Here is a 23,606-nt window from a genome sequence, read left to right as displayed (position 1 = left end):
GCGCCATCATCGTCAATAATGTTTAAGGCTGACAGTTTTACTCAACTATAGATAAAAATAGTGCTGCACCAAAATCAACCTATGTATAACGAGGAGCGGCGTATGCCTGATATCGCTTTGAGCCACGCTCGGCTTCCGGCCACTACGCTGGTCGAAGTAGTGGATGCGTTTGGCGATACCCGCGAACAGGCGATTGCCGCTGAGCGCGCCCTGACGGTTTATCTGAACAAGCGAGAAATCGTTACCCTGATGTCGCTGGGCGATGACCCCGAAGCGCTGGTGGTGGGCTATCTGCGTAATCAGGGCCTGCTGCGCAGCGCCGAGGATCTGGTCGCAGTTCAGGTTGATTGGGATGTGGAAGCCGCTGTGGTAATTACCCGCCACGTGCCAGAAGACCTGGAAGAACGCCTGGGTACGCGTACCGTGACCACCGGCTGCGGCCAGGGCACGGTATTTGGCAAACTGCTGGATCAAACCGCGCTGACTGCCCTGCCTGACACTCAGCTCGCCCAATCAACGCTTTATGCGCTGCTTAACAACCTCAACAGCTACAACGAAACCTATAAAAGCGCCGGCGCCGTGCACGGCTGCGCCCTCTGCCAGCAGGCTCAGGTACTCGATTTTGTTGAAGATGTGGGGCGTCATAACGCCGTGGATACCCTGGCGGGCCGCCAATGGCTGCAAGAAGCCGAGAGTACCTCTGCCGATATCTTTTACACCACCGGGCGCTTGACCTCGGAAATGGTGCTCAAGGTCGCCCAGATGGGCATCAGCATTCTGGTTTCCCGCTCCGGCGTAACCCAGAAAGGCGTTGAGCTGGCCGAACGTTTTGGCGTCATGCTGGTTGCCCGCGCCAAGGGCAAGCAGTTCCAGGCCATTAACGCCGGCCAGCGTCTGACGCTGGATGCCATACCGTCTCGCCCTCCCAGGGCGCGCAGTTCCCAACACGCCATGCAGCTTGAAAAACAACCTGAAAAAGACCGCCTGACCGCTCAGGAGCAGACGCCATGATTGCCACACAGGACCTTACCGCCATGATCCTCGCCGGTGGCGAAGGCCGCCGAATGGGCGGGCGCGACAAAGGCCTTGAAACCTTCAGCGCCCCTGGCTTGCCTGAAGCTCCGCTGATTCGCCACGTTGCCGAACGCTTTCACGGCCAGACTGCTGAGCTGTTGATCAATGCCAACCGCAACCTTGAGAGTTACCGCCAGCATGGCGATCGCGTGATCGAAGACGCTGAAGGCGGCTTTCAGGGGCCACTGATGGGCATCTACAGCGGCCTGCGCGCCGCGCAAACGCCCTGGCTGGTGATTGCCCCCTGCGATTCTCCGGCTCTGCCGATGGATCTGGTGGCGCGCATGGTCGCAGGGATTGGCTCGCATGCCATTGGCGTTGCCGATGATGGTGAGCGTATGCACCCTGTGGTGGCGCTGATTCGCACTGATCTGGCGGATGATCTTTTTGATGCATTACAGGCGGGCGAGCGCAAGATAGACCGCTGGTATGCGCGCCATCCCTGGTGCCGGATTGATATCAGCGACTGCCCGGAGGCCTTTGCTAACCTGAACACGCCAGAAGAAAAATCCCGACTGGAAGCCACTCTGAGTTCTCGGTCATCGTTTCAACAAGGTGCCGTATGAGTCACGCGACCCTTTCCGCGCCTAGCTCACTGTCCTGCTTTGAGTTGGGCGAACAGATGCTCAGCGTTGAGCAGGCGCGCACGGCCCTGGCCACCCTGATAGAAGCACCGCTGGGGCACGAAAGGCTTGCCTTGGCGCAGGCTCATGGCCGCCGTTTGGCGGAAGCCATTCATGCTCCGATCAATGTGCCCCAGAACACCAATGCGGCCATGGACGGCATCGCCCTGGCCTGGCCCAGGCAAGCGTCAAAAAAGGAATCAGCGCAGACCCGTTGGCCGCTGGCGGGCAGCATCTTTGCCGGTGACCAGTTTACCGGCCAGGTCGCGGCGGGGGCCTGTGTGCGTATCACCACCGGCGCCCCTTTGCCTGCGGGTACTGATACCGTCATCATGCGTGAGCAGCTGCAGGAAAACGCCGATGATGTCGTGGTCTTACAGCCCGAACGGGTACGCTACGGCCAGAATGTGCGTCAGGCTGGGGAAGATATTCAGCAAGGCGAGGTGGCCCTGCCCGCCGGTATCCGCCTGGATGCCGCCTCATTGGGGCTGACGGCATCACTGGGGATCGACAGCGTCAACGTCTGGCGGCGCCCGAAAGTGGCGGTGTTTTCGACTGGCAACGAAGTCACCGCCCCTGGCGAGCCGCTACCGCCTGCGGGTATTTATGATGCTAACCGCTTTACCCTGGCAGGGCTTTTAAAGCAGCAGGGTGCTGAGGTCATGGATCTGGGTATCCTGCCGGATGACCAGGCAAAGATTCAGGCAGCGCTCGAACACGCCGCTCAACACAGCGATCTGGTACTGACCAGCGGTGGGGTTTCGGTTGGCCAGGCAGATTTCACCCGTGCCGCCCTTGAATCGCTTGGCCAGCTGGCCTTCTGGCGCGTGGCCATTCGCCCTGGCCGCCCGCTGGCGTGCGGGCTATTGACCGAAAGGCGTACCCCTCTAGTGGGATTGCCGGGCAACCCCGTGGCGGTTATGGTCACTTTTCTGCAGTTTGTCGTACCGCTGCTCAGGCGCCTTGAAGGTCAGCCTGCCACACCGCCGGATTACCTATATGCCATTGCTGATGAAACGCTGCCAAGCCGCGCCGGGCGCACTGACTATTTACGCGGCATTTTTCACAGCACAGCGGATGGCCGCTTGCACGTGCGCAGCACCGGTGCCCAGGGGTCTGGCATCCTGAGCTCCATGGTCGCTGCCAACTGCCTGATTGAACTGCCTGACAGCTGCACAGGTGTCGTCTCTGGCGATATTCTCAGGGTGCAGCCGCTGATGCCAATGGCAGGGGAGAAAACCGTATGACCGAACAACTGATTGATGACTTTGGCCGCCGGGTCAACTATGTACGCCTCTCGGTCACTGACCGCTGTGATTTTCGCTGCGTTTACTGCATGAGCGAGGAGATGACCTTTCTGCCGCGTGCCCAGGTACTGACCCTAGAAGAGATGGGCATGATTGCCCGCGCCTTTACCGAAATGGGTGTCGAGAAAATTCGCCTGACCGGCGGCGAGCCTCTGGTACGCCGCGGCATTGAGCAGCTGGTAGACGAAATCGGCAGCCTACCCGGGTTGAACGACTTCACCATGACCACTAACGGCGCCAGCCTACGCAAACATGCCAAGCGCCTGCACGATGGCGGCATGAAACGGTTGAACATCAGCCTTGACTCCCTCGATCCTGAGCGCTTCAAGCAGCTCACCCGCACAGGTGATCTCAACAAGGTCATCGATGGACTCCGCGCTGCTCAGGAAGCCGGCTTTGAGCGCATCAAGCTCAATGCAGTGATCCTCAAGGGGCGCAATGACGACGAAGTGCTCGACCTGGTGGAATTTGCCCGCCACGAAGGCGTGGATATCAGCTTTATCGAGGAAATGCCGCTAGGCGATGTCTCTGACCATAACCGCGATGAAACCTACTGCTCAAGTGATGAGGTTCAGGCGCTGATTGAGCACCGCTACCCTCTGGTGCCCACCACGGAAACCACTGCCGGGCCATCGCGCTATTTCAGAATGGCCGACAGTGCTTCACAGATTGGTTTTATTTCGCCTCACAGCCACAATTTCTGCTCCAGCTGCAATCGGGTGCGGGTCACGGTGGAAGGTCGATTACTGCTGTGCCTGGGTAACGAGCACTCGGTGGATCTGCGCGCCGTCCTGCGCCGCTACCCCGGTGATATGCCGGCACTGAAAGACGCTATTCGCAAGGCGTTACCACTGAAACCCGAGCGACATCACTTTACGACCGACGGCGACGTTCAGGTCGTGCGTTTCATGAACATGACAGGCGGCTAGACATGGCAATTCCGGTACATATCATCACGGGCTTTCTGGGCAGCGGCAAGACAACACTTATCCACAACCTGATTTCGAACAAGCCTGTGGATGAAACCTGGGCCATTCTGGTCAATGAGTTTGGCCAGATCGGCATCGATCAGGCCATGTTCGAACAGCGTGATGACGTGGTGGTTAAAGGCCTGCCCGGCGGTTGCCTGTGCTGTCAGCTGGCTTTTGTGCTGCAGGCCGGGCTGGTTAACCTCTTGGCCCGCTCCAAGCCCGACCGGGTGATCATTGAGCCCTCTGGCCTGGGTCACCCGGCTGGCCTGATTGACCTTTTGCGCAGCGAAGCCTTTGAAGGTGCCCTGGAAATCCGCGATATTATCGCCACCCTTGACCCACGCCGCCTGGATGACCCTAAAGCTCGCGAGCATGAGACCTTCAAGGATCAGCTAGCCATGGCCGATGCGATTGCCGTCACCCAGAGTGAACACAGCAGCGCCGACCAGCTGGCCCGCGCCCATAAACTTGCCAATAGCCAATGGCCGCCACGCAAATGGGTACAGGAAGCCGTGCACGGTGAATTGCCCATTAATCTACTGCTGGATAGCGGAACCCATCAGGCACCCGCGGCCAGCATCCCCAGCAGCCATCAGCCCAGTGCGTTACCGCCGCAGCTAGAGGGCGGCTTTTTTGACCTGCCGCCTGCGCCGGGCAATCCACAACTGGAAACGGGTACCTCGCTGGGCTATACCAGCCTGGGATTACGCTGGCATCCGGCCGACCTGCTGGATCTTGACCTGTTCAGCGCAGCGTTGACCCGGCTGCCTGATGCAGCGCGTATCAAGGGCGTTTTGCATACGCTTGACGGCTGGAAACAGCTCAACCGGGCTGGCGGCGCCTTTCAGCTAGCCGCCACCGTCTGGCGCCAGGACTCGCGTCTGGAAATCATCCTGCCTGACGATGTTGCGCTGGACACACAAGCGTTTATTACCCAGCTCAAGGCATGTTTGGTGGAGAGCCAAAGCACAACCGCCTGACCCTTGCTACATCAGCTTGTCAAAAGCCTAGGGTTTAAAAATTTCATCTAGGTGAGTTGCAAACAGGACGTCGCGCATCCAGCCTTTCAGCTGATCATGATCGGCTTGTACAAGTCGTGCCTCTACCCAGTCAGGCACGTCGCCAAACTTTAAGGCGAGCTGCCGGCGCACAACCTCCCGCGCTTCTTCCAGCCGCCCTTTCTGAATCCCCAACTGTTCGCCTTCCTGCCGTCCTTCCTGCCGTCCTTCCAGACGCTCTTTCTTGACCAGGTTTTCTAAGTTCTCTGCCAACATGTCTTTATCCTCCATCAGGCTATCAAGCCGCTTCAGATTGATCTCCTCCGCACCCAACCGCGATAACAGCAGCATATCACGGTTAAACAGCAGTAAAACCGCCTGACCCTGTAAGCTGCTACATCAGCTTTTCAATCTCTGCTGCCGACATGGGGCGTCCGAACAGGTAGCCCTGGTAGTCCAGGCAGCCATTATCTTTCAGCCAGCCCCGCTGTGTTTCGGTTTCTACCCCTTCGGCAATGACGCTGAGGCCAAGGCTTTTGGCCAGCGCTATGGTACTTTCCACGATGGAGGCGTTGGCCCGGCTGTCGAGCACTTCACGCACAAAGCTCTGGTCAATCTTGAGTTGGTCCAGCGGCAGGTGCGCCAGGTAAGACAGAGATGAATAGCCGGTACCAAAGTCATCCAATGAAAAACGCACGCCCTGGTGTCGTAAATGCGACATCTTGCGCAGGGCGTTATCGCTGACATCCACAAACAGGGTTTCAGTCACTTCCAGTTTGAGTTTATCAGCAGGCGCTCCGGTACGACGCAGAATGGCCTTCACCTTAGGTACAAAGCTGTCTTCCCGGAACTGCACAGGGCTGATGTTCACCGCCATACTCAAGCCTGCCGTCTGCGGTTGCTCCTGCCATTCGGCCAGCTGGTGGCAAGCCGTTTCCAGCACCCACTCACCTACGTCGTTAATCAGGCGGGTACTTTCCAGCAGTGGGATAAACTCACCGGGCGAGATCGTGCCCCGCTCCGGATGCTGCCAGCGTAGCAAAGCCTCAACGCCGGTGGGCATACCATGGACATCCACCTGAGGCTGGTAGACCAGCTTCCACTGTTCATTGGCCAGCGCCAGGCGCATATCATTTTCCAGACGTGCCCGGGAAATCAGCGCGGCCTGCATTTCCGGGTCAAAGAAACTCAGGATATCGCGCCCGGCCTCCTTGGCCTGGAAAAGAGCCATATCCGCCTGCTGAAGGTAGTCATCGATACCATGATCAATCCCTTCGATCAGGCTAATACCGATACTGCCGGTAACCAGCACAGTATCGTCGTTGACCTCAATAGGGCGACGGATCGCCATCAACAGCTTGTGGGCAATATTTTCTGCCAGTTCAGCTGTCTGTTCTCTATTATTACCCAGTCCTTCAATCAGAACCGCAAACTCATCGCCGCCCAGGCGAGCCAGGGTATCGGTTTCACGCAGTACATCAGTCAGCTCAAGCGCCATGCTTTGAAGCAGCTTGTCACCTGCGTAGTGGCCCAGGGTATCGTTGACCTGCTTGAAATTATCCAGATCAATGAACAGCAGCGCGCCCAGCTTATTATCGCGTTCATGGGCCTTGAGCACTGCTTCCATCCGGTCAAGAAACAGGCGCCGGTTGGCAAGCCCGGTCAGCGGGTCAAAAAACGCCAGCTGATGAATTTCCTGTTCGGCAGCCTTGTGTTCGGTAATATCGCTTAGCGTCGCCACATAGTGGGTCAGGTTGCCCTGCCCGTCTTTGACGGCACTGATGGTCAGCCACTCGGGGAATATCTGACCATTCTTGCGCCGATTCCAGATTTCCCCTTCCCAACTGCCTTTTTCCGCTACGCTTGACCACAGGATCTTGTAGAAATCATCACCGTGTCGGCCAGAGCTGAACATCCGCGGGTTTTCCCCGAGCACTTCGTCCTCACGGTAGCCGGTAATTCGGGTAAAGGTATCGTTGACCTTGATAATTCGTCCCTGGCTATCGGTAATCAGAATACCCAGGTGAGTCTTGAAGGCAGTGGCGGCTATGCGCAACTCTGCTTCATTAAGACGTGCTTCAGTTACATCACGCACGGCAGCCAGCACACCGTTGAAATCTCCACCGGCATCCGCCAGCGGGCTCAGCACCGCATGGAAATAGCGCACATCGTCGGCTACGGGTAGCGAGTATTCCAACTCTTCAACCTGCCGGTTATGCTGCACACGATAGAAAACACTGTTAAGTGCTTCCGTAACTTCAGGGGGCATGACTTCACTGTAGTGCTGACCCAGCACGTCTTCCTTATCCTGTAGCAGTCGATTTTCATTCAGCGCGTGTATATAGGTAAAGCAGCCACGCTGATCAAACACGAAAATCATGTCCTGTATCGACTGCACTAACGCTTCAAGCCGCGCTTCACGCATCTGCGCCTGGGCACGTGCGTCTTCACGTTCCTCAACCCGATGCCGCAGCTGTTCAGCCAGATACAAGCGGTTGCAGTAATGGCGTACCACCCAGGCACCTAGCAGGGCAATCACGCTGGCAATCAGGGTTAGTATCCAAAAACGCTGTTTCCAGCCGGCCAGCAACCTCTCAGTACTTTCGCCCACCACCACGCTGAAGGGCAGCCCTTCAAGACGCTCCATCCAGTAAAGACGTTCCTCCCCGTCAACTGGCGAATGCAGGCGCATGGCACGCTGTCTATCATGATTTTCCAGAAAAGCCGCTGTTTCAGAGTTCTGGGTGGTTTCCATACCCAGCTCAAACATGACGTCAGGCCGGCGAGCCAGTAAACGTCCTTGTGTATCCATGACCGCAATACTTTCTCCCTGATGCGTATCCAGATGCTGCAAGGCTTGTGAAAACACCTTTGGCATCAGTTGAACCACCACGGCACCATTGAATGTCTCGCTACTGTCATACAGCGCATGAGCATGGAGCACCCGATAATCGCGATCAAAGGCTGACCAGAAAAGCGGGCTGATATAAGAAGTATTTGGGCCTTCTTTCAAGTCGCGAAAAAAAGACATGCGGCGCACATCGTAACCGGGCGGATGTACCGAGCTGGTGCTGGCTAGAACGCTGCCATGGCGATTGATAACTGAAATCTCGCTGATCAGCGCCATGCTGTCGGCCTTTGCCATAAGCAACTCTTCCAGGAGAAGACCATCTCTCAGGGAGATCTCCAGCGGCGGGGCCAAAAGCAGTTCAATATCTTTTAATGCATGATCGCTTAGCGCAAAGGTGGTGTGAACCCATTCAGCAATCAGGCTGGCTCGAGTGGCATTATGTTCATGGGCGTTGCGCATTTCCTGATGGTATTGGTCGAACAGAAGCCCGGAAAGGATGACTACCATCAAGATCAGCGACGCTACATATATCCCCAGAGCGCGCCACCATAAACGGCGGCCAGGCAATGACAAGGAATGGGTAGGAGGGTCAGGCAGATGTGGCATATCAATCAGGCACCGGCTCTAAAAGTTAATAAGCGTTAAACTACAGGATGCCTGATTGAAAGCCTATACACACTAAATTGTTATCTTCTAAATCAATATATCCGCTATTTTGTGTATTATCCTGCCAGGGCGTCGGCCATGGCGGGCGCTGAGTTGGCGACCTCTGCATACACCGGATGCCGCGAACAGATATCTGCCACTTGCTCGCGAACAGCGGCTTCAACGCTTTCACTGCCTTCTTCTGTTGCCAGCGCATCGAGAATATCGCAGATCCAGCCGGCCAGTTTGGCGCATTCCAGGGCGTTGAACCCACGTGTTGTCACGGCCGGCGTACCAATCCGCAAGCCTGAGGTAACAAAGGGGCTTTGCGGGTCATTGGGCACCGAGTTCTTGTTGACCGTGATATGCGCCCGCCCCAGAGCGGCGTCAGCGTCCTTGCCGGTAATGCCTTGGCGAATCAGCGATACCAGAAAGAGGTGGTCATCCGTGCCGCCAGAGACGACATCATAGCCGCGCTCGATAAACACTTCGGCCATGGCCTGGGCATTATCTATGACCTGCTGCTGGTAGCGCACAAATTCCTGGCTCATCGCTTCGCGGAAGGCCACCGCCTTGGCAGCAATCACATGCATCAATGGGCCGCCCTGCTGGCCGGGAAAAACAGCGCCGTTGAGCTTCTTGTAGAGGCTTTCATCGTGGTGGGCAGAAAGAATGATGCCACCGCGTGGGCCACGCAGGGTCTTATGAGTCGTCGAAGTGACCACATGGGCATGAGGCAGCGGGCTGGGGTAAAGCCCTGCAGCCACCAGGCCAGCCACATGGGCCATATCGACCAGCAGCCAGGCGCCCACTTCATCGGCGATGTTGCGGAAACGCCGCCAGTCGACCACGCGGGAATAAGCTGAGAAGCCAGCAATGATCAGCTTGGGCTTATGCTCACGGGCCAAGCGTTCCATCTCGACATAATCAATTTCCCCGGTTTGCGGATCAAGACCATACTGGAAGGCATTGTAGTGCTTGCCGGAAAAATTGGGAGCCGCGCCATGGGTCAGGTGGCCACCATGGGCCAGGCTCATACCCAGCACCGTATCACCGGGCGATACCAGTGCCATAAAGACAGCGGCATTGGCCTGAGCGCCCGAGTGTGGCTGAACATTGGCGTAATCCGCCTCGAACAGGTCACAGGCGCGCTTGATCGCCAGCGCCTCTACCTGATCGACGTGTTCGCAGCCACCGTAGTAGCGCTTGCCCGGGTAGCCTTCAGCGTACTTGTTGGTCAACTGGGAGCCCTGGGCTTCCATCACCGCCCGGCTGGCATAGTTTTCCGAAGCAATCAGCTCGATATGAATTTCCTGACGGCTGACTTCTTCAGCCATGGCCACCGCCAGTGAGGCATCGTAATCCGCCAGTTTCTGATTGGACAATGTCATCCCCATCCCCTTTCCTGAAAGTTGTTGTATGTGTTGTATGCCTTGATAGCTGCCGATGGTAGCGCTGCCCCTCATGGTCAAGATGCCTGTTCACGCCTTGCCAGGGCGTATTTACGACACACAGGATAATGACCGATGCAGGCCGTTCAATCGGTTAAGTGATTCAAGGCGGGGTGGCTCAGAATTCAATCACCACATTGCCGCGCGGCTTGCTGCAGCAGGACAGGATCTCGCCCGCCGCCTCATCTTCTTCGGTGATACCGCCGTTGTGCTCCATATCGACCTCACCCTCGAGTAGCGTCACCTTGCAGGTACCGCAGATGCCCATACCGCAGGCCTTCGGAATATGCAGCCCAAGCTTGGCAGCCGCATTGTGCACGGTATCCCCCGGATGAATGCGGACACTCTTGCCCGTCAGGGCAAATTCAACGCCCAGCATATCGGTCACTTCAAGGTCTTCAGCTTCGCTTTCCGCCTGCTCCGCCAGCTCAAGAACATCCTCCTGAACCTGCACAGGCGTCGCCCCGAAGGATTCATCGTGATAGTGGCTCATATCAAAGCCATTGCTACGCAGCAATGACTTGACGGCGTTCATGTAAGGTTCTGGCCCACAGCAGAAGATTTCACGCTCCATGAAGTCAGGGGCCATCAACTCAAGCATGGGCTGATTAAGAAAGCCTCTGAACCCTGACCATGCTTCCCCCAGATCATCACCACGCTCACACACGATGTGCAGCCTGAAATCGGGTATCCGCGAGAAGATATGCTCAAGCTCTCGATGAAAAATCACATCTTTCGGCGTGCGCGCACTGTGCACAAATTCAATATCCACGGCGGCATTGGTATCGAAGAACCAGCGCGCCATCGACATCAAGGGCGTAATGCCCACGCCGCCAGAGAGCAAGAGTAATTTGTCTGCCGGGTAATCGATCGCATTGAAGTTACCCACAGGGCCGTGGACCGCCAGTTCATCATTCACCTGGAAGTTGTCGTGCAACCAGTTGGACACCTTGCCGCCAGGAATCCGTTTCACCGTTATCGAGAAACTATAAGGAACAGAAGGCGAACTCGAGATGGTGTAGGAGCGCATCACCTGTTCGCCGTTGATCTCAAGTTCAAGCGTAACGAACTGGCCAGGCTTGAAGAAAAACAGGATGGGCTGTTCGGCCATAAAGCAGAAGGTACGCACATCCCAGGTTTCCTGAATGATCTTGACGCAGCGTACCAGGTGGCGGCCGTTGGCCCAGGTCTGGGTGGTAACGGGGTTCAGAAAGTTCATTGTCATAAGGGGTCGCCTGAGATGCACCTGGTAAAGGGATATTCAATCAAGACGCTCGCCTTGATCGCGGCTCTATTCTGCTACCACATGTGGCGTTGTCACATGCCCATTAGCGACATCAACATATCTCTGCCAACCCTTTATGAACACGATAATACTGGGGTATGTCGCGGGTTTACCCAAGGCTGTCGCTGACAAGCAAACGCTGGCACCTCCTGCCACTTAAAGTTGGCCCAAACAAATCGCCAACGTCAGCTCACACAGTGCTCTTACGTGTTGAACCCTCTACCTGAAAGGATACCCCCATGACGACCCAGCCGATCACCCTGATCGACGACCCACTTGCTGCTGCACGCCAAGCCACCATTGACTTGCTGCAGTCACACCAACAAGGGTTTTCGCTGCCACAGCCGTTCTATAACGACGAGCGTTTATACGCTATCGATATGGAAGAGATATTCGGCCAGGAGTGGCTGTTTGCGGGAATGACCTGTGAAATCCCGGCCAAGGGTAATTTCATCAGCCTGGATATCGGCGACAATCCGATCATTGTGCTGCGCGGCGCTGAAGGCAAGGTAGCGGCGTTTCATAATGTCTGCCGCCATCGTGGTTCACGGCTGTGCATGAAGGAAAAAGGCAAGGTCGCCAAGCTGGTCTGCCCTTACCATCAGTGGACCTACGAGCTGGACGGTCGCCTATTGTTTGCCGGTAGCGATATGGGTGATGATTTTGACTTGAGTAAATATGGCCTGAAGCCTGTCCACGTCAAAACGGCCGGTGGTTTCATATTCATCAGCCTCGCAGACGTTCCTCCGGCCTTTGAGGAATTTCCTGTCGCTCTTGACCGTTATCTGGCCCCCTATGATATGGAAAACGTCAAGGTCGCGGTCGAGTCCACCCTGATTGAAGAAACCAACTGGAAGCTGGTCATCGAAAACAACCGCGAGTGCTACCATTGCAGCGGCTCTCATCCCGAACTTCTCAACTCACTGATGGAGTTTGACGATACCGAAGACCCTCGGGCCACGCCTGCCTACAAGGCACTAGTCGCCAAAAAAGGCGCCGACTGGGACGCCCAACAGGTGCCCTGGACGATGACCAAAGTCGGGCTTCAGAACCGCATGACGCGCACCCCTCTGCTTGATGGTGCGGTCTCGATGACAGCGGATGGCAAGCAGGCCTGCCGCAAACTGATGGGCAATCTGCAGAGTGCCGATATGGGTTCACTGCGCATTCTGCATTTGCCCAATTCCTGGAATCACTTCATGGGTGATCATGCAGTGGTCTTTCGGGTATTACCGCTTGGCCCGCAGAAAACCATGGTGACCACCAAATGGCTGGTGCATAAGGATGCCGTCGAGGGCATTGATTACGACCCACAGGCCATGCGTATGGTGTGGGATGCCACCAATGACCAGGATCGCAAACTTGCTGAAGAAAACCAGCGCGGCATCAACTCAAAGGCCTATCAGCCAGGGCCTTATTCGCCGACATTTGAACGCGGTATCATTGATTTCCTCGACTGGTACAGCGAACGCATGCTGAGCCACCTGGGCGCCCAGCTTCCCTACCTCTACGCAGTGGAATCCTGATCGTTCAGGCCGTTCCCGTTAAAAGGTGTGCCCAACCGTTCGGGGCACACCTTGCAAGGCTTTAATTGCTTATCAGACTGCACTTACGCCGTACACTTGATGTACGGCGTACCCGTAGCCAGGGCCGTAATACGCGCTTCAAAGAAAACACTGCCATCGATATCATGGTCAACACTGTTTTCATCCACCTCAAACCCCACTTCCACCTTACTTGCACCGGATTGCAACGCCAACTGCTCGGCACGCTGGGCAGCGCTCTCCCGAGCGGCAGCGTAGGCTGCATCCTGGGTATCGTAGTCTTTGGGGCCATTAGGCAGAAACACCCGGAAACAGCCGCGAAACGGCTGAATGACGGTGACATGCACCCGCTGAACCACCTGCCCCAACACGGTTCCAATGGCGTTAGCCACCTCCCCGTTGACGGGCAACATGACGGCGGCCCCTAGCGCTTCCCCGACACTTGGGTAATAGCTGGCCGCTGGGCCACCCACGGCTACCACAGGAGCGTCCGGGGAGAAGTTCAGCGCAAAGACGGAATCCGCATCACGCTGCCCCCGCTGTAATATCAGGCCTGCCAACGACTGGGCCAATTGAGCCGGGTCGCGGTTGGTATCAGCATCATGCAAACCTGCTTCAATCAGCTTGGTGGCAATCGCTTTCACCACCCGTTGAAATACATCCTGCGCCGGGCCCTGGGCATCTCCGTCAGCCCAGCGCCCGACACCGTACTGGCGACGCATCCGGCGCGCCCAGCTCAGCGCCGCCAGCCGCGCGGCTTCCACATTCCAGTGGGCGGATAGCCCCAGCACATGAGCCGCATCCGTCGGAGTAAAGCCACTGAAAATCACCAGCCCCCGGCGCTCCAGGCTGGCCAGGGCACGCGCCAGCCAGCGCTCATGCTCCACGGCGGTCAACATTTCGATAGGGCCGTCAGCGAGGCGCTCCCAGGCGGCTTTTTCGTTGCGCCCCAACTGGTTGAGGCGCGTGGCATCCGCCTGCAAACGCAGCGCAAAACGCAGATGGCTACTGGTGGGTAGAATATTCAGCTGGCGACGTAAGGCGTCGAGAAGATGCGGGTATTGGCTCACCAGCAGACTTAACGGCACCACCCGGCGTGGGCCAATTGCTACCCCATGCGCCGTATCGTAAGCCACTTCGCTATCGCCCCCCAGGCCGATGGCGTACAGCTTGATCGCTTCAACCATCGGTTGCCAGCTACCTACCCTGGCGCCATCATGGCAAAGCGTTGGTCGACCGTTGCGCACCACGGCAATATCCGTAGTGGTGCCGCCCATATCGGCCACAATCAGGTTGCGCTGCCCGCTTAGTAGCATGGCCCCGTTGACGCTGGCCGCCGGGCCAGAAAGTACCGTGGTGATGGGCTGCAGGATGGCGCTGTCGGCGGAAATCAGCGAACCATCACCCTTGACGATCATCAGCGGCGCCTGGATGGTGTGCTGTTCCAGAATCCCGCGCACCGCCGCAATCAGCTCACCTACATAGGCAATCATGCGGGCGTTCAGCGCTGAGGTCATCGCCCGTCGTGGCGCTCCCAGAGACGCTGCCAACTCATGGCCACAGGTGACCGGGCTAGCGGTCATTTCACGCACGATCTCGGCAGCGCGCAGCTCATGGGCCGGGTTGCGCACACTAAAAGTCGACGACACCGCAAACGCCGATACCCGCCCCTGCCAGGCGGCAATACGCTCGCGCAGGGTAGTTTCATCCAAGGGGCATAACGGTTGGCCATCGGCATCATGGCCACCGTCGATATTGGCTATCTCCCGACTGCCGAGCAGCGAATGCAGGCCTGTAGCCTGAGACTGACGCTGATCATAGCCAATCAGGATGACACCGATCGGCGCTCCTTTGCCTTCAACCGCCGCATTGGTGGTCAGGGTTGAGGAAAGCGCCACCAGAGTGACGTTTTCTAGCAGCGCAGCCGGTAAGGCATCAAGGGCATCGGCGATTCCCTGCTGCAGGTTCAAGCGTGTTGTCAGGCGCTTGGCGGTAGCCACCACAGCGTCGTGCTGATCCAGTATTACGGCGTCGGTATAGGTGCCGCCGGTATCAATACCCAACCGATAAGTCATTGTTGGCTCACGCTTCATCCTAGTGCACCTGCTGCTGGCGACGGCGACGACGGCTACCGCGTGATTCACCGCTGCCCTGGACGTTGACAGGTGCAGGCAGCATGACGTGCTGGCGCAGCAGCGGGAAGGGATCGGTCTTATGCGGAATCGCCATGGCTCCGACAAAGTGCTCCTGGAAGCGCGGCTCAGTGGCGGTTTCGATTTTCTCCACCTGGCGCACCACCTCTTCAATATCCCGCCGTGCCTTACGGCTGAGCAGGGCAATACGCGCACCGGTGCCCGCCGCATTACCGGCAGAGGTGACGTGTTCCAGCTCACAATCAGGGATCAGCCCCAGCACCATGGCGTACTTGACATCAATATGCGCACCAAAGGCCCCGGCAATGCGGATACGGTCAACATGCTGCGTACCAAACTGCTCCATCAGCAGGCGAATACCGGCATACAGCGCCGCCTTGGCCAGTTGAATGGCGCGTATATCCGTCTGGGTAATCGCAATGGTGCGCTGGTCATCCTGGTGGAGCACATAGCTGAAGGTTCGCCCATCGGCAATAATGCGCTCACTACGCTCAGCCAGCTCCCCCTGAATGACGCCATCCTGATTGATAATACCGGCCAGGAACATTTCTGCGACGACCTCGATAATCCCCGAGCCGCAGATGCCCGTCACACCGGCCGCTTCCTCTGCAAAGCCGGGCTGGTTGGACCATAGGTCACAGCCAATCACGCTGTAGCGCGGTTCCAGGGTCAGCGGGTCAATGCGCACCCGCTCAATGGCGCCTGTGGCTGCCCGCTGGCCACCACTGATCTGGGCACCTTCAAAGGCTGGCCCCGTGGGGCTGGAGCACGCCAATAGACGGTGGCGATTGCCAAGTACGATCTCGGCATTGGTGCCCACATCGACCAGCAGCATCAGCTCTTCGCCGAGGTAAGGCGTTTCAGAAAGAATCATGCCGGCGGTGTCCGCGCCGACGTGCCCGGCAATACACGGCAGGCCATATACGCGGGCGTTAGGGTGAATCACCAGATCCATCTCGGTGGCCCACAGGCCATCAATGGCTTCATCCGTGGCCAGCGCAAAAGGCGCGCCACCCAGCTCCACCGGGTTAATACCAAACACCAGGCTTTGCATGATGGGGTTACCGACAAAGGTGGCTTCCAGAATGGCATCCACGTTAACGCCCGCTTCCTCGGCGAGCTCCACGGTCAGCTCATTGAGTGCATCACGCACTGAGCGGGTCATAGCCTCATCGCCACCCGGATGCATCATGATATAGGACACCCGGCTCATCAGGTCTTCGCCATAGCGGATCTGTGGGTTCATACGCCCCGCTGAGGCCACCACTTCACCGGTCTGCAGGTTACACAGGTGGGCCGCTATCGTGGTGGAACCCACATCTACTGCCATGCCGTAGATCTGGGACTGGAAACCCGGCCAGACGCCGATGATACGCTGGTCGTCATACACGGCCACAGTCACCTGCCAGTTGCCCTGGCGCAGCGCTACCTGCAGCTGCTGCACCACACGGATATCGTTACCCAGTTCACTCAGGTTCCACTCGTAGGCCAGCGCCTCCTTGAGGCGACGCAGGTCAGAGGCAGGCAGATGCATGTCCGGCTCCTGCACATCCACCACGTACAGGCGCACAATAGGGTCCAGAGCAATATCCAGCACTTCAGCGCGCTTGCGCACGATCTGGCGGTGCACCTGGCTGGCAGACGGCACATCAATCAGCACATCACCTAGCAGCTGGGTGGAGCAGCTCAGCCTGCGCCCTTCGCGCAGGGCGCCACGGCGTTTTTCCCAGGCATTTTCAGTGTCGCTCTTGTCAGTCAGATGATCAGCGCGGGATTCCACCCCATGCTTGGTAAAGTTGCCTTCACACAGGTCCACCTGACAGCGCCCGCACAGGCCGCGGCCGCCGCATACCGAATCGATATCGACCCCCAGCGCCCGCGCCGCTTCAAGCACCGGGGTACCAACGGGAAAGCGCCCGCGCCGACCGGAAGGCGTAAACACGACAAGCGCATCGGCCGCTGCCTCTGGGGTTGCAGATTGTTGATTAACCGACATGCCAGCCTCCATACGTCATCAGACGTGGGCAAAAAGAGCCTCAAAGGAGGCTCTAGGGAATATAACCAGGATATAAACGCAGGAAATCAGCGTGCTCAGGTCACCGCACGGCGACGGCGGGTCTGGCGGCGGCCACGCCCTTCGCTGCCATCCGCATTGGCGGCAGGCGGTTCGCGGAATTTCTGGATCCAGCGCATGCAGTCCGGGTCATGGTTCATCATGACGTCAGCCCCCATGATGGAGGTCATGATTTCCTGGTGCAGCGGGTTAGTGATCGCTGAGGTCATGCCCGATGCAATCGCCATGCTCATAAAGGCCGCATTGATGCCGTTGCGGTTGGGCAAACCAAAGCTGACGTTGGACGCCCCGCAGGTGGTGTTGACCTTGAGCTCCTTCTGCAGGCGATGACAGAGGGCAAACACCTGACGGCCTGAACTGCCAACCGCGCCAATCGGCATGACCAGCGGATCAACCACCACATCGCAGGCGGGAATGCCATGATCAGCGGCACGCTCAACAATCTTCTTAGCAATGCTGAAACGTACGTCCGGATCCTGGGAAATGCCGGTTTCATCGTTGCTAATGGCGACGACGGCAGCGCCGTGCTTCTTGACCAGCGGCAGCACCGCTTCGAGGCTTTCATCCTCACCGGTTACCGAGTTGACCAGCGCCTTGCCCTTGTAGACGTTCAGGCCCGCTTCAAGCGCCTTGATAATCGAGGAATCGATACACAGCGGCACATCGGTAATCGACTGCACCAGCTGGATAGTCTGGGCCAGGATCGCCGGTTCATCGGCCAGCGGAATACCGGCGTTGACATCCAGCATATGGGCGCCATTGGCCAACTGGGCTTCGACATCCTGGATCACCCGGGTGAAATCACCTGCGGCCATCTCAGCGGCCAACTGCTTGCGGCCAGTGGGGTTGATGCGCTCGCCAATCACCACGAAGGGGCGATCAAAGCCAATCACGACTTCCTTGCTGGCTGAGCTGATGACGGTGTCAGTCATGAGTCTTCCTCTTTGTGCTTGTTAGTGTTGTTACCAATGCGGCGCAGGTTTTGGCGCCTCACCGCCATCCTTAAACAGTTTCAGACGTGCTACTGAGGGCATCCGGCGATTCAGGGTTGAGGTATTCAGGGTTGTCGCGCCCCGGATACCAGGGCACACGGCCCTCCAGCACACCGGTCTTTTCAATGATTTCAGCGACAGCATGTTCCTGGCGATAGGCCATGATGTGGGCGCCGCTGACGCCGGGGATTTCACGGATTTCCTGCAGCAGATCCATACACAGGCGCTTGCCTTCTTCCTTCTGGTTCTCGGCGCCTTCCAGACGCTTGATCACCGCATCCGGAATATGCACACCCGGGACATTCTCGCGGATCCACTTGGCACCTCGGGCCGAGGCCAGAGGCCCGATTCCCGGCAGGATGAAAATCCGGTTCGGCCCTTCCAGCAAGCCCAGGTCATTGACCTTGGCCATGTACTCACGCAAAAGCGGGACATCAAAGCAGTACTGGGTCTGGATAAACTGGGCACCCGCCGCCGCCTTCTTGGCCGTACGATGGGGGCGCCAGTCACGCGGCGGCACAAAGGGGTTGGCCGCACCGCCCAGAAACAGTTTGGGGGGACTGGTCAGCTTGCGGCCACTCTGAAAGCGGCTCTCATCGCGCATGGTGCGGGCCATTTCCAGCAGCGACATGGAGTCCAGGTCAAACACCGGCTTGGCCTGAGGATGGTCGCCTGCCTGCACACCGTCACCGGTCAGGCACAGCAGGTTGCAGGCGCCCATGGCAGCCGCCCCAAGGATCTCGCCCTGAATGGCAATCCGGTTACGGTCACGGCAGGAAATCTGCAGAATGGTTGAATAACCCACTCGGGTCAGCAGCGAGCACACGCCTACGCTGGACATATGACAATTAGCGCCCGAGCCGTCAGTGGCGTTGATCGCATCCACATAGCCATCAAATACTGCTGCCCGCTTGAGCACTTCGGCCGGGTCGGCGGAATCAGGGGGATCAATTTCACTGGTAATCGCGAACTTGCCGGCGCGCAGCACCCGCTCAAAGCGGCCTGGTGAGGTGTGCCCAGGCAGGATTGGCAGCGAGTAGCCCGGTACGGGTTCATCATCAAATTTCATGGGCGGGCTCCTTAGTTTGCAGGGCTGTCAGGGTCGTGAATTTCGACCACCTGGCGGACTTCTCGCAGCCAGGAAGAAGACCCCTTGATGCGGTTATCCACCGGTAGCTGTACCGCATGGATCTTGTCACTGCCTTTCATCTGCTGGCTGCCTTCCCAGGCATCCACCCAGACGCAGCGCATCTCGGGCTCAACCTCACAGTTACCGTTTGCCCGCACGCCGCCACAGGGGCCATTACGCAGGTTTTTCGGGCAGTTCATCGGGCATGACATCCCGGTTGAAGACAGCGCACACTTGCCGCACATCTGGCAGTCAAACAGGAATCCCTTGACGTTTTTTTCAACAAACCTGACCGGCGCTTCAACGCGTCCGTAACCGATACGCTTCCACACCGGGTGCAGCTTGATGATGACCGGTTCAAAGGTCCGGTAAACCGCTTCAAAAAAACGGGAGTGGCGCACCACCCAGCGTCTGACCTTATACATGGCATTTCCCCTGACAGCGCCGGCATAAAACGGCATCGCAAACACATGGCCGGTGGTTATTCTGAACGTCTTTCGCCGTTAATATTTCAATATCCGTATTTCACACTGCATCAGTGGCATCAGCCACTCCTTTCTGGCGAATAAGCTGCTTGAGATCTTCATCGCTGTAGGCGGCTTCAAGGCGCGCGGCTGCGCTTTCCGCTTCGGCTTGCATGTCATCACCGCAAGGTGTGGGAGCACTGCGCTTCCAGTCCTCCATATAGGCATCTGAGCCGCCTTTACCGGCGCGCATGGCAGAACGGTCGATGGCATGCTGGAAACGTTCCGACAGCATCACCTTGGCTGTCCGGCGACCCTGCTTGACGATAATCTGAGCCGGAATATCCCGCCAACTAACAAGAATCATTGAGGCCATTCAGGCTCCTCGCTGCCCGACAAGGCAGCCACTGGGGATTCAACAAAGCGCACCAGGCTGGTTTCAAGACCGCCGTAACCGGTATGGCGCTTCTCAAATGACAGCCCTAACCGCTGTGCGGCGCGCTCAGCGAGACGCTGAAGCTCAGCGTCATCACGCTGGGACAAGTACACCAGGCGCTGATACTGGCCAAAATACAGCTGGGCCAGTTCAGGGTGGCGCTCAATACCTAGTTCGTGGAGTACCAGCCGATCAAAATGTCGAGCCAGAAAATCGGTCAGATAGAAGGTGCCGGGCGCCTGCTCGGCCAATGCAGCAATCACCGATTCCCCCGCAAACACATCGTAGCAGTGAGCACCCGGCAAACGCTCGGCACCAAACTCCGCCAGAACGCCATCCAGACGCCCGCCGGTACCGCAATCGGCATAGGCCACAAACACCTGCTCGCCTGCGTCAAGCTGGAGCAGCTTTTCCCTGACGGCTTCCGGAATGCGGTGGGGCTCGTTGTGCAGGTGTGCCGGCAGGCATTCCAGCCGGACATCCTGCCAACCGTTAGCAGCTACCACTGCCTTGATCTCACGCGCGAGGGCGCCGCAGGCCAGAATCACCATCGCCATTGATCTACGCCGCTCAGGCGGCGCGACGGCGGGCGATAAGATCCTTGGCCATATCCACAGCCACCCCGGCATCACGGCAGTAGGCATCCGCGCCAATTGCCTGACCAAACTCTTCATTCAGCGGCGCACCGCCCACCATAACGATGTAGTCGTCACGCAGGCCTTTCTCGATCAGGGTATCAATCACCACCTTCATGTAGGGCATGGTGGTGGTTAGCAGCGCTGACATGCCGAGAATATCCGGCTTGTGCTCTTCCAGAGCGACCAGATAGTCTTCCACCGGAATATTGATACCGATATCAATCACCTCAAAGCCGGCACCTTCCATCATCATCGACACCAGGTTCTTGCCGATATCGTGAATGTCGCCTTTCACCGTGCCAATCACGATCTTGCCGATGGTTTCCGAATCGGACGCGGCCAGCAACGGGCGCAGCACTTCCATGCCACCTTTCATGGCGTTGGCCGCCATCAATACCTCAGGAACAAACAGAATGCCGTCGCGGAAATCCACCCCGACGATTGCCATACCACCGACCAGCGCTTCGTCCAGCACCCGGCTGGCACTCCAGCCGCGCTCCAGCAGAATTTCGGTTCCCTCAACTACTTCTTCACGCAGGCCGTTATAAAGGTCGTCATGCATCTGCTCGACAAGCTCATCGTCCGGCAGCTCGTTGAGATCAAAATCTTCGTCGTCGTATGTATCTGTCATGGCCTTGCCTCTTGCGTTCATGGGCCTTTAATGCCCAGCGGTTCTGCGCGACCCAAAGCGTTAGCAGGTTTGGGAATTGCCTGATGCTGGATGGGGTCGGGATTATCTGGATTGGGTTTGAAGAGTAGGCCCAGCCCAGCAGCGTCACTTCTGCTTGAACGACCTATGGATGCCGAGAAACGTCATGCAGAGAAAAAACCTGCATGATTGCGCTTTCCCTCCAAGCTACTGATTTATCGATTATTAACGCGATTTTTTATTTTTCAGCAGCCGTCGCTGGAACGACGCTGAACGTCGCCTGCGGGAATGCGCAGCCGGGCAAGCGGAGTAGATTCTCCGAATCAACAAAACCGACACAACAATACAAAGACACAACGACAACAACAGGCAAGACAGACGAGGGCCGCTATGACTGCAATGAATCAGGGCAAGAATATTTACGTACTCAAGGCCAGCTGCCGTGGCGCCATCGGCACGGTTTCCCGCGTGAGCACCTATCTGGCACAGCGCAACTGCTATATTTCCGAGCTGGCGCAGTTTGATGAAATCTCCACCGGCAACTTCTTTTTGCGCTGCCTGTTTTCCACCACGCCAGGGATTACTCCCTCATTGGAGGAAATGCGCGAAGAGTTTGGGAATGGCGTGGCCGAGCGCGACAAGATGGAATGGGAGATTCACGACACCCTGACACCGCCCAAGGTGCTGATCATGGTTTCCAAGTTTGATCACTGTCTGGATGACCTGCTCTACCGCCAGCGCACCGGTGAGATCAATATGCAGATTCCTGCCATTGTCTCCAATCATCCTGATCTCAAACGCCTGGCCGACTGGTACGAGATTCCTTTCTACCATCTGCCGGTTACTCCGGACACCAAGCAGGAGCAGGAACAGCGTCTGCTGGATATTATTGACGAAACCGGCGCTGACCTGGTGGTGCTGGCGCGCTATATGCAGATTCTCTCGCCGGAATTGTGCGAAAAGCTAGCGGGTCGTGCCATCAATATCCACCACTCCTTTCTGCCCGGTTTCAAGGGTGCCAAGCCTTACCATCAGGCGTTCGAACGTGGCGTAAAGCTGATTGGCGCCACCGCCCACTACGTCACCACTGACCTGGACGAAGGGCCGATCATCGAGCAGGTAGTTGAACGCGTTGACCATGGTTACAGCCCCGCCCAGCTGGCTGCCGTCGGCCGCGATGCCGAAAACATGGCGCTCTCCCGTGCCGTACGTTTCCATCTGGAACACCGCGTCTTTCCCAACGGCAACAAGACCGTTGTATTTCGGTAACCAGTGAACCGATTGGTCTGCGCTTGAAAAGTAGGTGGTTTGGAAAGTACGTGGTTTGAACAGCACCAGGAGTGAAATATGCCCCATTTGGTAGGTGATAAGCTGGTAGATGGCAAGTTGATAGATGGCAAGGCAATGGCGGCCAAGCTAAGAGAAGCCATTGGTGAGCAGGTAGCCCATCTGCATACCCATCATCAGGTAACCCCAGGGTTGGCGGTCGTGCTGGTAGGTGAAGACCCGGCCAGCCAGGTGTATGTACGCAATAAAGCCCGGCAGGCGGGCGAGGCAGGCATGCAATCATTTGAGCACCGCCTGGATGCCAGCGTCTCCGAGCAGGCGCTACTGGCGCTGATTGACCAGCTCAATCAGGACCCGGCCGTCAACGGTATTCTGGTACAGCTACCCTTACCTGCCCACATTGCCGAAACCCGCATTATCCAGGCCATTGCCCCGGCCAAGGACGTCGACGGTTTTCACCCTATCAACGTGGGCCAGGTTGCCATTGATGGCCAGGGTATGACGCCCTGCACACCGCTGGGCTGCAAGCTGCTGCTTGAACATCAGCTGGGCGATTTGAGCGGGCGGCATGCTGTCGTTCTCGGGCGTTCCAATATCGTCGGCAAACCCATGGCCAACCTGCTACTGCAGGCTAACTGCACTGTGACCATCGCCCACTCGCGCACCCGTGATCTACCTGCTATCTGCCGCCAGGCCGATATTCTGGTGGTGGCGGTAGGACGACCCGGCATGGTCAAGCGCGACTGGATCAAGCCTGGTGCTGTGCTGATTGATGTTGGCATTAACCGTATTGAGGAAGATGACAGAACCCGCCTGACCGGCGATATCGATTTTCAGGCGGTAGAGGACATTGCTGGCGCCATTACGCCAGTGCCCGGTGGCGTTGGCCCCATGACCATTGCCTGCCTGCTGCTTAACACCCTGCAAGCCAGTTACCAGCAGCTGAATCTACCTTTCCCCGACGACCTGGCAGAACGTGCCTGGCAGCCTCAGGTGGCAACAACCTCCTGAACCACAACAAAAAAACGCTGGCAA

General features: G+C 57.5%; 20 protein-coding genes. 8 read left to right on the top strand and 12 right to left on the bottom strand.

Going from position 1 to position 23,606, the window contains the following annotated elements; genetic code table 11:
* The first annotated feature begins 102 nt into the window (after positions 1 to 102).
* From OR573_01430 to OR573_01410, 5 genes are read left to right on the top strand one after another with little or no spacing between them, the layout of a single operon-like run.
* Positions 103 to 1,011: a formate dehydrogenase accessory sulfurtransferase FdhD gene (locus OR573_01430; protein ID XGA80347.1), complete on the top strand. Its 909-nt coding sequence runs from the start codon at positions 103 to 105 to the stop codon at positions 1,009 to 1,011.
* Positions 1,008 to 1,640: a molybdenum cofactor guanylyltransferase gene (gene mobA / locus OR573_01425; GenBank protein XGA80346.1), complete on the top strand. Its 633-nt coding sequence runs from the start codon at positions 1,008 to 1,010 to the stop codon at positions 1,638 to 1,640. Before OR573_01430 ends, mobA begins: the two co-directional genes overlap by 4 nt.
* Entirely contained in the window at positions 1,637 to 2,944 is a 1,308-nt protein-coding gene (locus tag OR573_01420) for a molybdopterin-binding protein (GenBank protein XGA80345.1), read from the top strand. Before mobA ends, OR573_01420 begins: the two co-directional genes overlap by 4 nt.
* Positions 2,941 to 3,933 (top strand): GTP 3',8-cyclase MoaA, encoded by a 993-nt coding sequence (gene moaA, locus OR573_01415; GenBank protein XGA80344.1) that lies wholly within the window; start codon positions 2,941 to 2,943, stop codon positions 3,931 to 3,933. Before OR573_01420 ends, moaA begins: the two co-directional genes overlap by 4 nt.
* A gap of 2 nt (positions 3,934 to 3,935) precedes the next feature.
* Positions 3,936 to 4,955, top strand: a complete 1,020-nt coding sequence (locus OR573_01410; protein XGA80343.1) for a GTP-binding protein — start codon at positions 3,936 to 3,938, stop codon at positions 4,953 to 4,955.
* Positions 4,956 to 4,982: 27 nt separating this feature from the next.
* Here the strand turns inward: OR573_01410 and OR573_01405 are convergent, their stop codons facing one another.
* The 4 genes from OR573_01405 to OR573_01390 form a co-directional block, all read right to left on the bottom strand.
* Complete coding sequence (locus tag OR573_01405; GenBank protein ID XGA80342.1) at positions 4,983 to 5,249, bottom strand: hypothetical protein; 267 nt, start codon at positions 5,247 to 5,249, stop codon at positions 4,983 to 4,985.
* A 118-nt stretch (positions 5,250 to 5,367) separates the two neighbouring features.
* On the bottom strand, positions 5,368 to 8,430 hold the full coding sequence (locus OR573_01400) for an EAL domain-containing protein (GenBank protein ID XGA80341.1): 3,063 nt from the start codon (positions 8,428 to 8,430) through the stop codon (positions 5,368 to 5,370).
* A 116-nt stretch (positions 8,431 to 8,546) separates the two neighbouring features.
* Positions 8,547 to 9,860: a serine hydroxymethyltransferase gene (locus OR573_01395; GenBank protein XGA80340.1), complete on the bottom strand. Its 1,314-nt coding sequence runs from the start codon at positions 9,858 to 9,860 to the stop codon at positions 8,547 to 8,549.
* Between the two features lie 178 nt (positions 9,861 to 10,038).
* A complete protein-coding gene (locus OR573_01390; GenBank protein ID XGA80339.1) occupies positions 10,039 to 11,145 on the bottom strand; it encodes a hybrid-cluster NAD(P)-dependent oxidoreductase in 1,107 nt (368 codons plus the stop codon).
* A gap of 299 nt (positions 11,146 to 11,444) precedes the next feature.
* On the opposite strand from OR573_01390, the gene OR573_01385 reads away from it, so the two are divergent.
* Complete coding sequence (locus OR573_01385) at positions 11,445 to 12,731, top strand: aromatic ring-hydroxylating dioxygenase subunit alpha (GenBank protein XGA80338.1); 1,287 nt, start codon at positions 11,445 to 11,447, stop codon at positions 12,729 to 12,731.
* Positions 12,732 to 12,814: 83 nt separating this feature from the next.
* Here OR573_01385 and OR573_01380 read toward each other — a convergent pair whose 3' ends face one another.
* The 8 genes from OR573_01380 to OR573_01345 all read right to left on the bottom strand — a co-directional run bounded on the left by OR573_01380 (position 12,815) and on the right by OR573_01345 (position 21,266).
* The gene (locus OR573_01380) at positions 12,815 to 14,842 is read right to left on the bottom strand and encodes a hydantoinase/oxoprolinase family protein (GenBank protein XGA80337.1); all 2,028 of its coding nucleotides are present in this window, start codon (positions 14,840 to 14,842) and stop codon (positions 12,815 to 12,817) included.
* Between the two features lies 1 nt (position 14,843).
* The gene (locus OR573_01375; protein XGA80336.1) at positions 14,844 to 16,898 is read right to left on the bottom strand and encodes an ASKHA domain-containing protein; all 2,055 of its coding nucleotides are present in this window, start codon (positions 16,896 to 16,898) and stop codon (positions 14,844 to 14,846) included.
* Between the two features lie 95 nt (positions 16,899 to 16,993).
* Positions 16,994 to 17,908, bottom strand: coding sequence for a dihydropteroate synthase (locus OR573_01370; protein XGA80335.1), 915 nt, complete (start codon positions 17,906 to 17,908; stop codon positions 16,994 to 16,996).
* A gap of 70 nt (positions 17,909 to 17,978) precedes the next feature.
* Positions 17,979 to 19,037 carry a methylenetetrahydrofolate reductase gene (locus OR573_01365; protein XGA80334.1) on the bottom strand — a complete coding sequence of 353 codons (1,059 nt, stop codon included), beginning with the start codon at positions 19,035 to 19,037 and terminating at the stop codon, positions 17,979 to 17,981.
* Between the two features lie 11 nt (positions 19,038 to 19,048).
* Complete coding sequence (locus tag OR573_01360) at positions 19,049 to 19,522, bottom strand: methylenetetrahydrofolate reductase C-terminal domain-containing protein (protein XGA80333.1); 474 nt, start codon at positions 19,520 to 19,522, stop codon at positions 19,049 to 19,051.
* 100 nt (positions 19,523 to 19,622) lie between these two features.
* Positions 19,623 to 19,937 carry a virulence factor gene (locus OR573_01355; GenBank protein ID XGA80332.1) on the bottom strand — a complete coding sequence of 105 codons (315 nt, stop codon included), beginning with the start codon at positions 19,935 to 19,937 and terminating at the stop codon, positions 19,623 to 19,625.
* Complete coding sequence (locus OR573_01350) at positions 19,925 to 20,554, bottom strand: DUF1638 domain-containing protein (GenBank protein XGA80331.1); 630 nt, start codon at positions 20,552 to 20,554, stop codon at positions 19,925 to 19,927. The genes OR573_01355 and OR573_01350 overlap by 13 nt, the downstream gene beginning before the upstream one ends.
* Before the next feature lie 13 nt (positions 20,555 to 20,567).
* A complete protein-coding gene (locus tag OR573_01345) occupies positions 20,568 to 21,266 on the bottom strand; it encodes a B12-binding domain-containing protein (protein ID XGA80330.1) in 699 nt (232 codons plus the stop codon).
* Positions 21,267 to 21,674: 408 nt separating this feature from the next.
* Here OR573_01345 and purU point away from each other — a divergent pair, with 408 nt between their 5' ends.
* Complete coding sequence (gene purU, locus OR573_01340; protein ID XGA80329.1) at positions 21,675 to 22,553, top strand: formyltetrahydrofolate deformylase; 879 nt, start codon at positions 21,675 to 21,677, stop codon at positions 22,551 to 22,553.
* Positions 22,554 to 22,631: 78 nt separating this feature from the next.
* Positions 22,632 to 23,582, top strand: coding sequence for a bifunctional methylenetetrahydrofolate dehydrogenase/methenyltetrahydrofolate cyclohydrolase FolD (gene folD / locus OR573_01335; GenBank protein XGA80328.1), 951 nt, complete (start codon positions 22,632 to 22,634; stop codon positions 23,580 to 23,582).
* The last annotated feature ends 24 nt before the right edge of the window (positions 23,583 to 23,606 follow it).

Origin of the sequence: Halomonas sp. CH40 (genome assembly GCA_041875495.1) — a bacterium.
In the GTDB taxonomy this organism is placed as follows: Bacteria; Pseudomonadota; Gammaproteobacteria; order Pseudomonadales; family Halomonadaceae; genus Vreelandella.
Note: the sequence above shows the minus strand (reverse complement) of the source record. Positions and strands in the feature narration are given on the sequence as shown.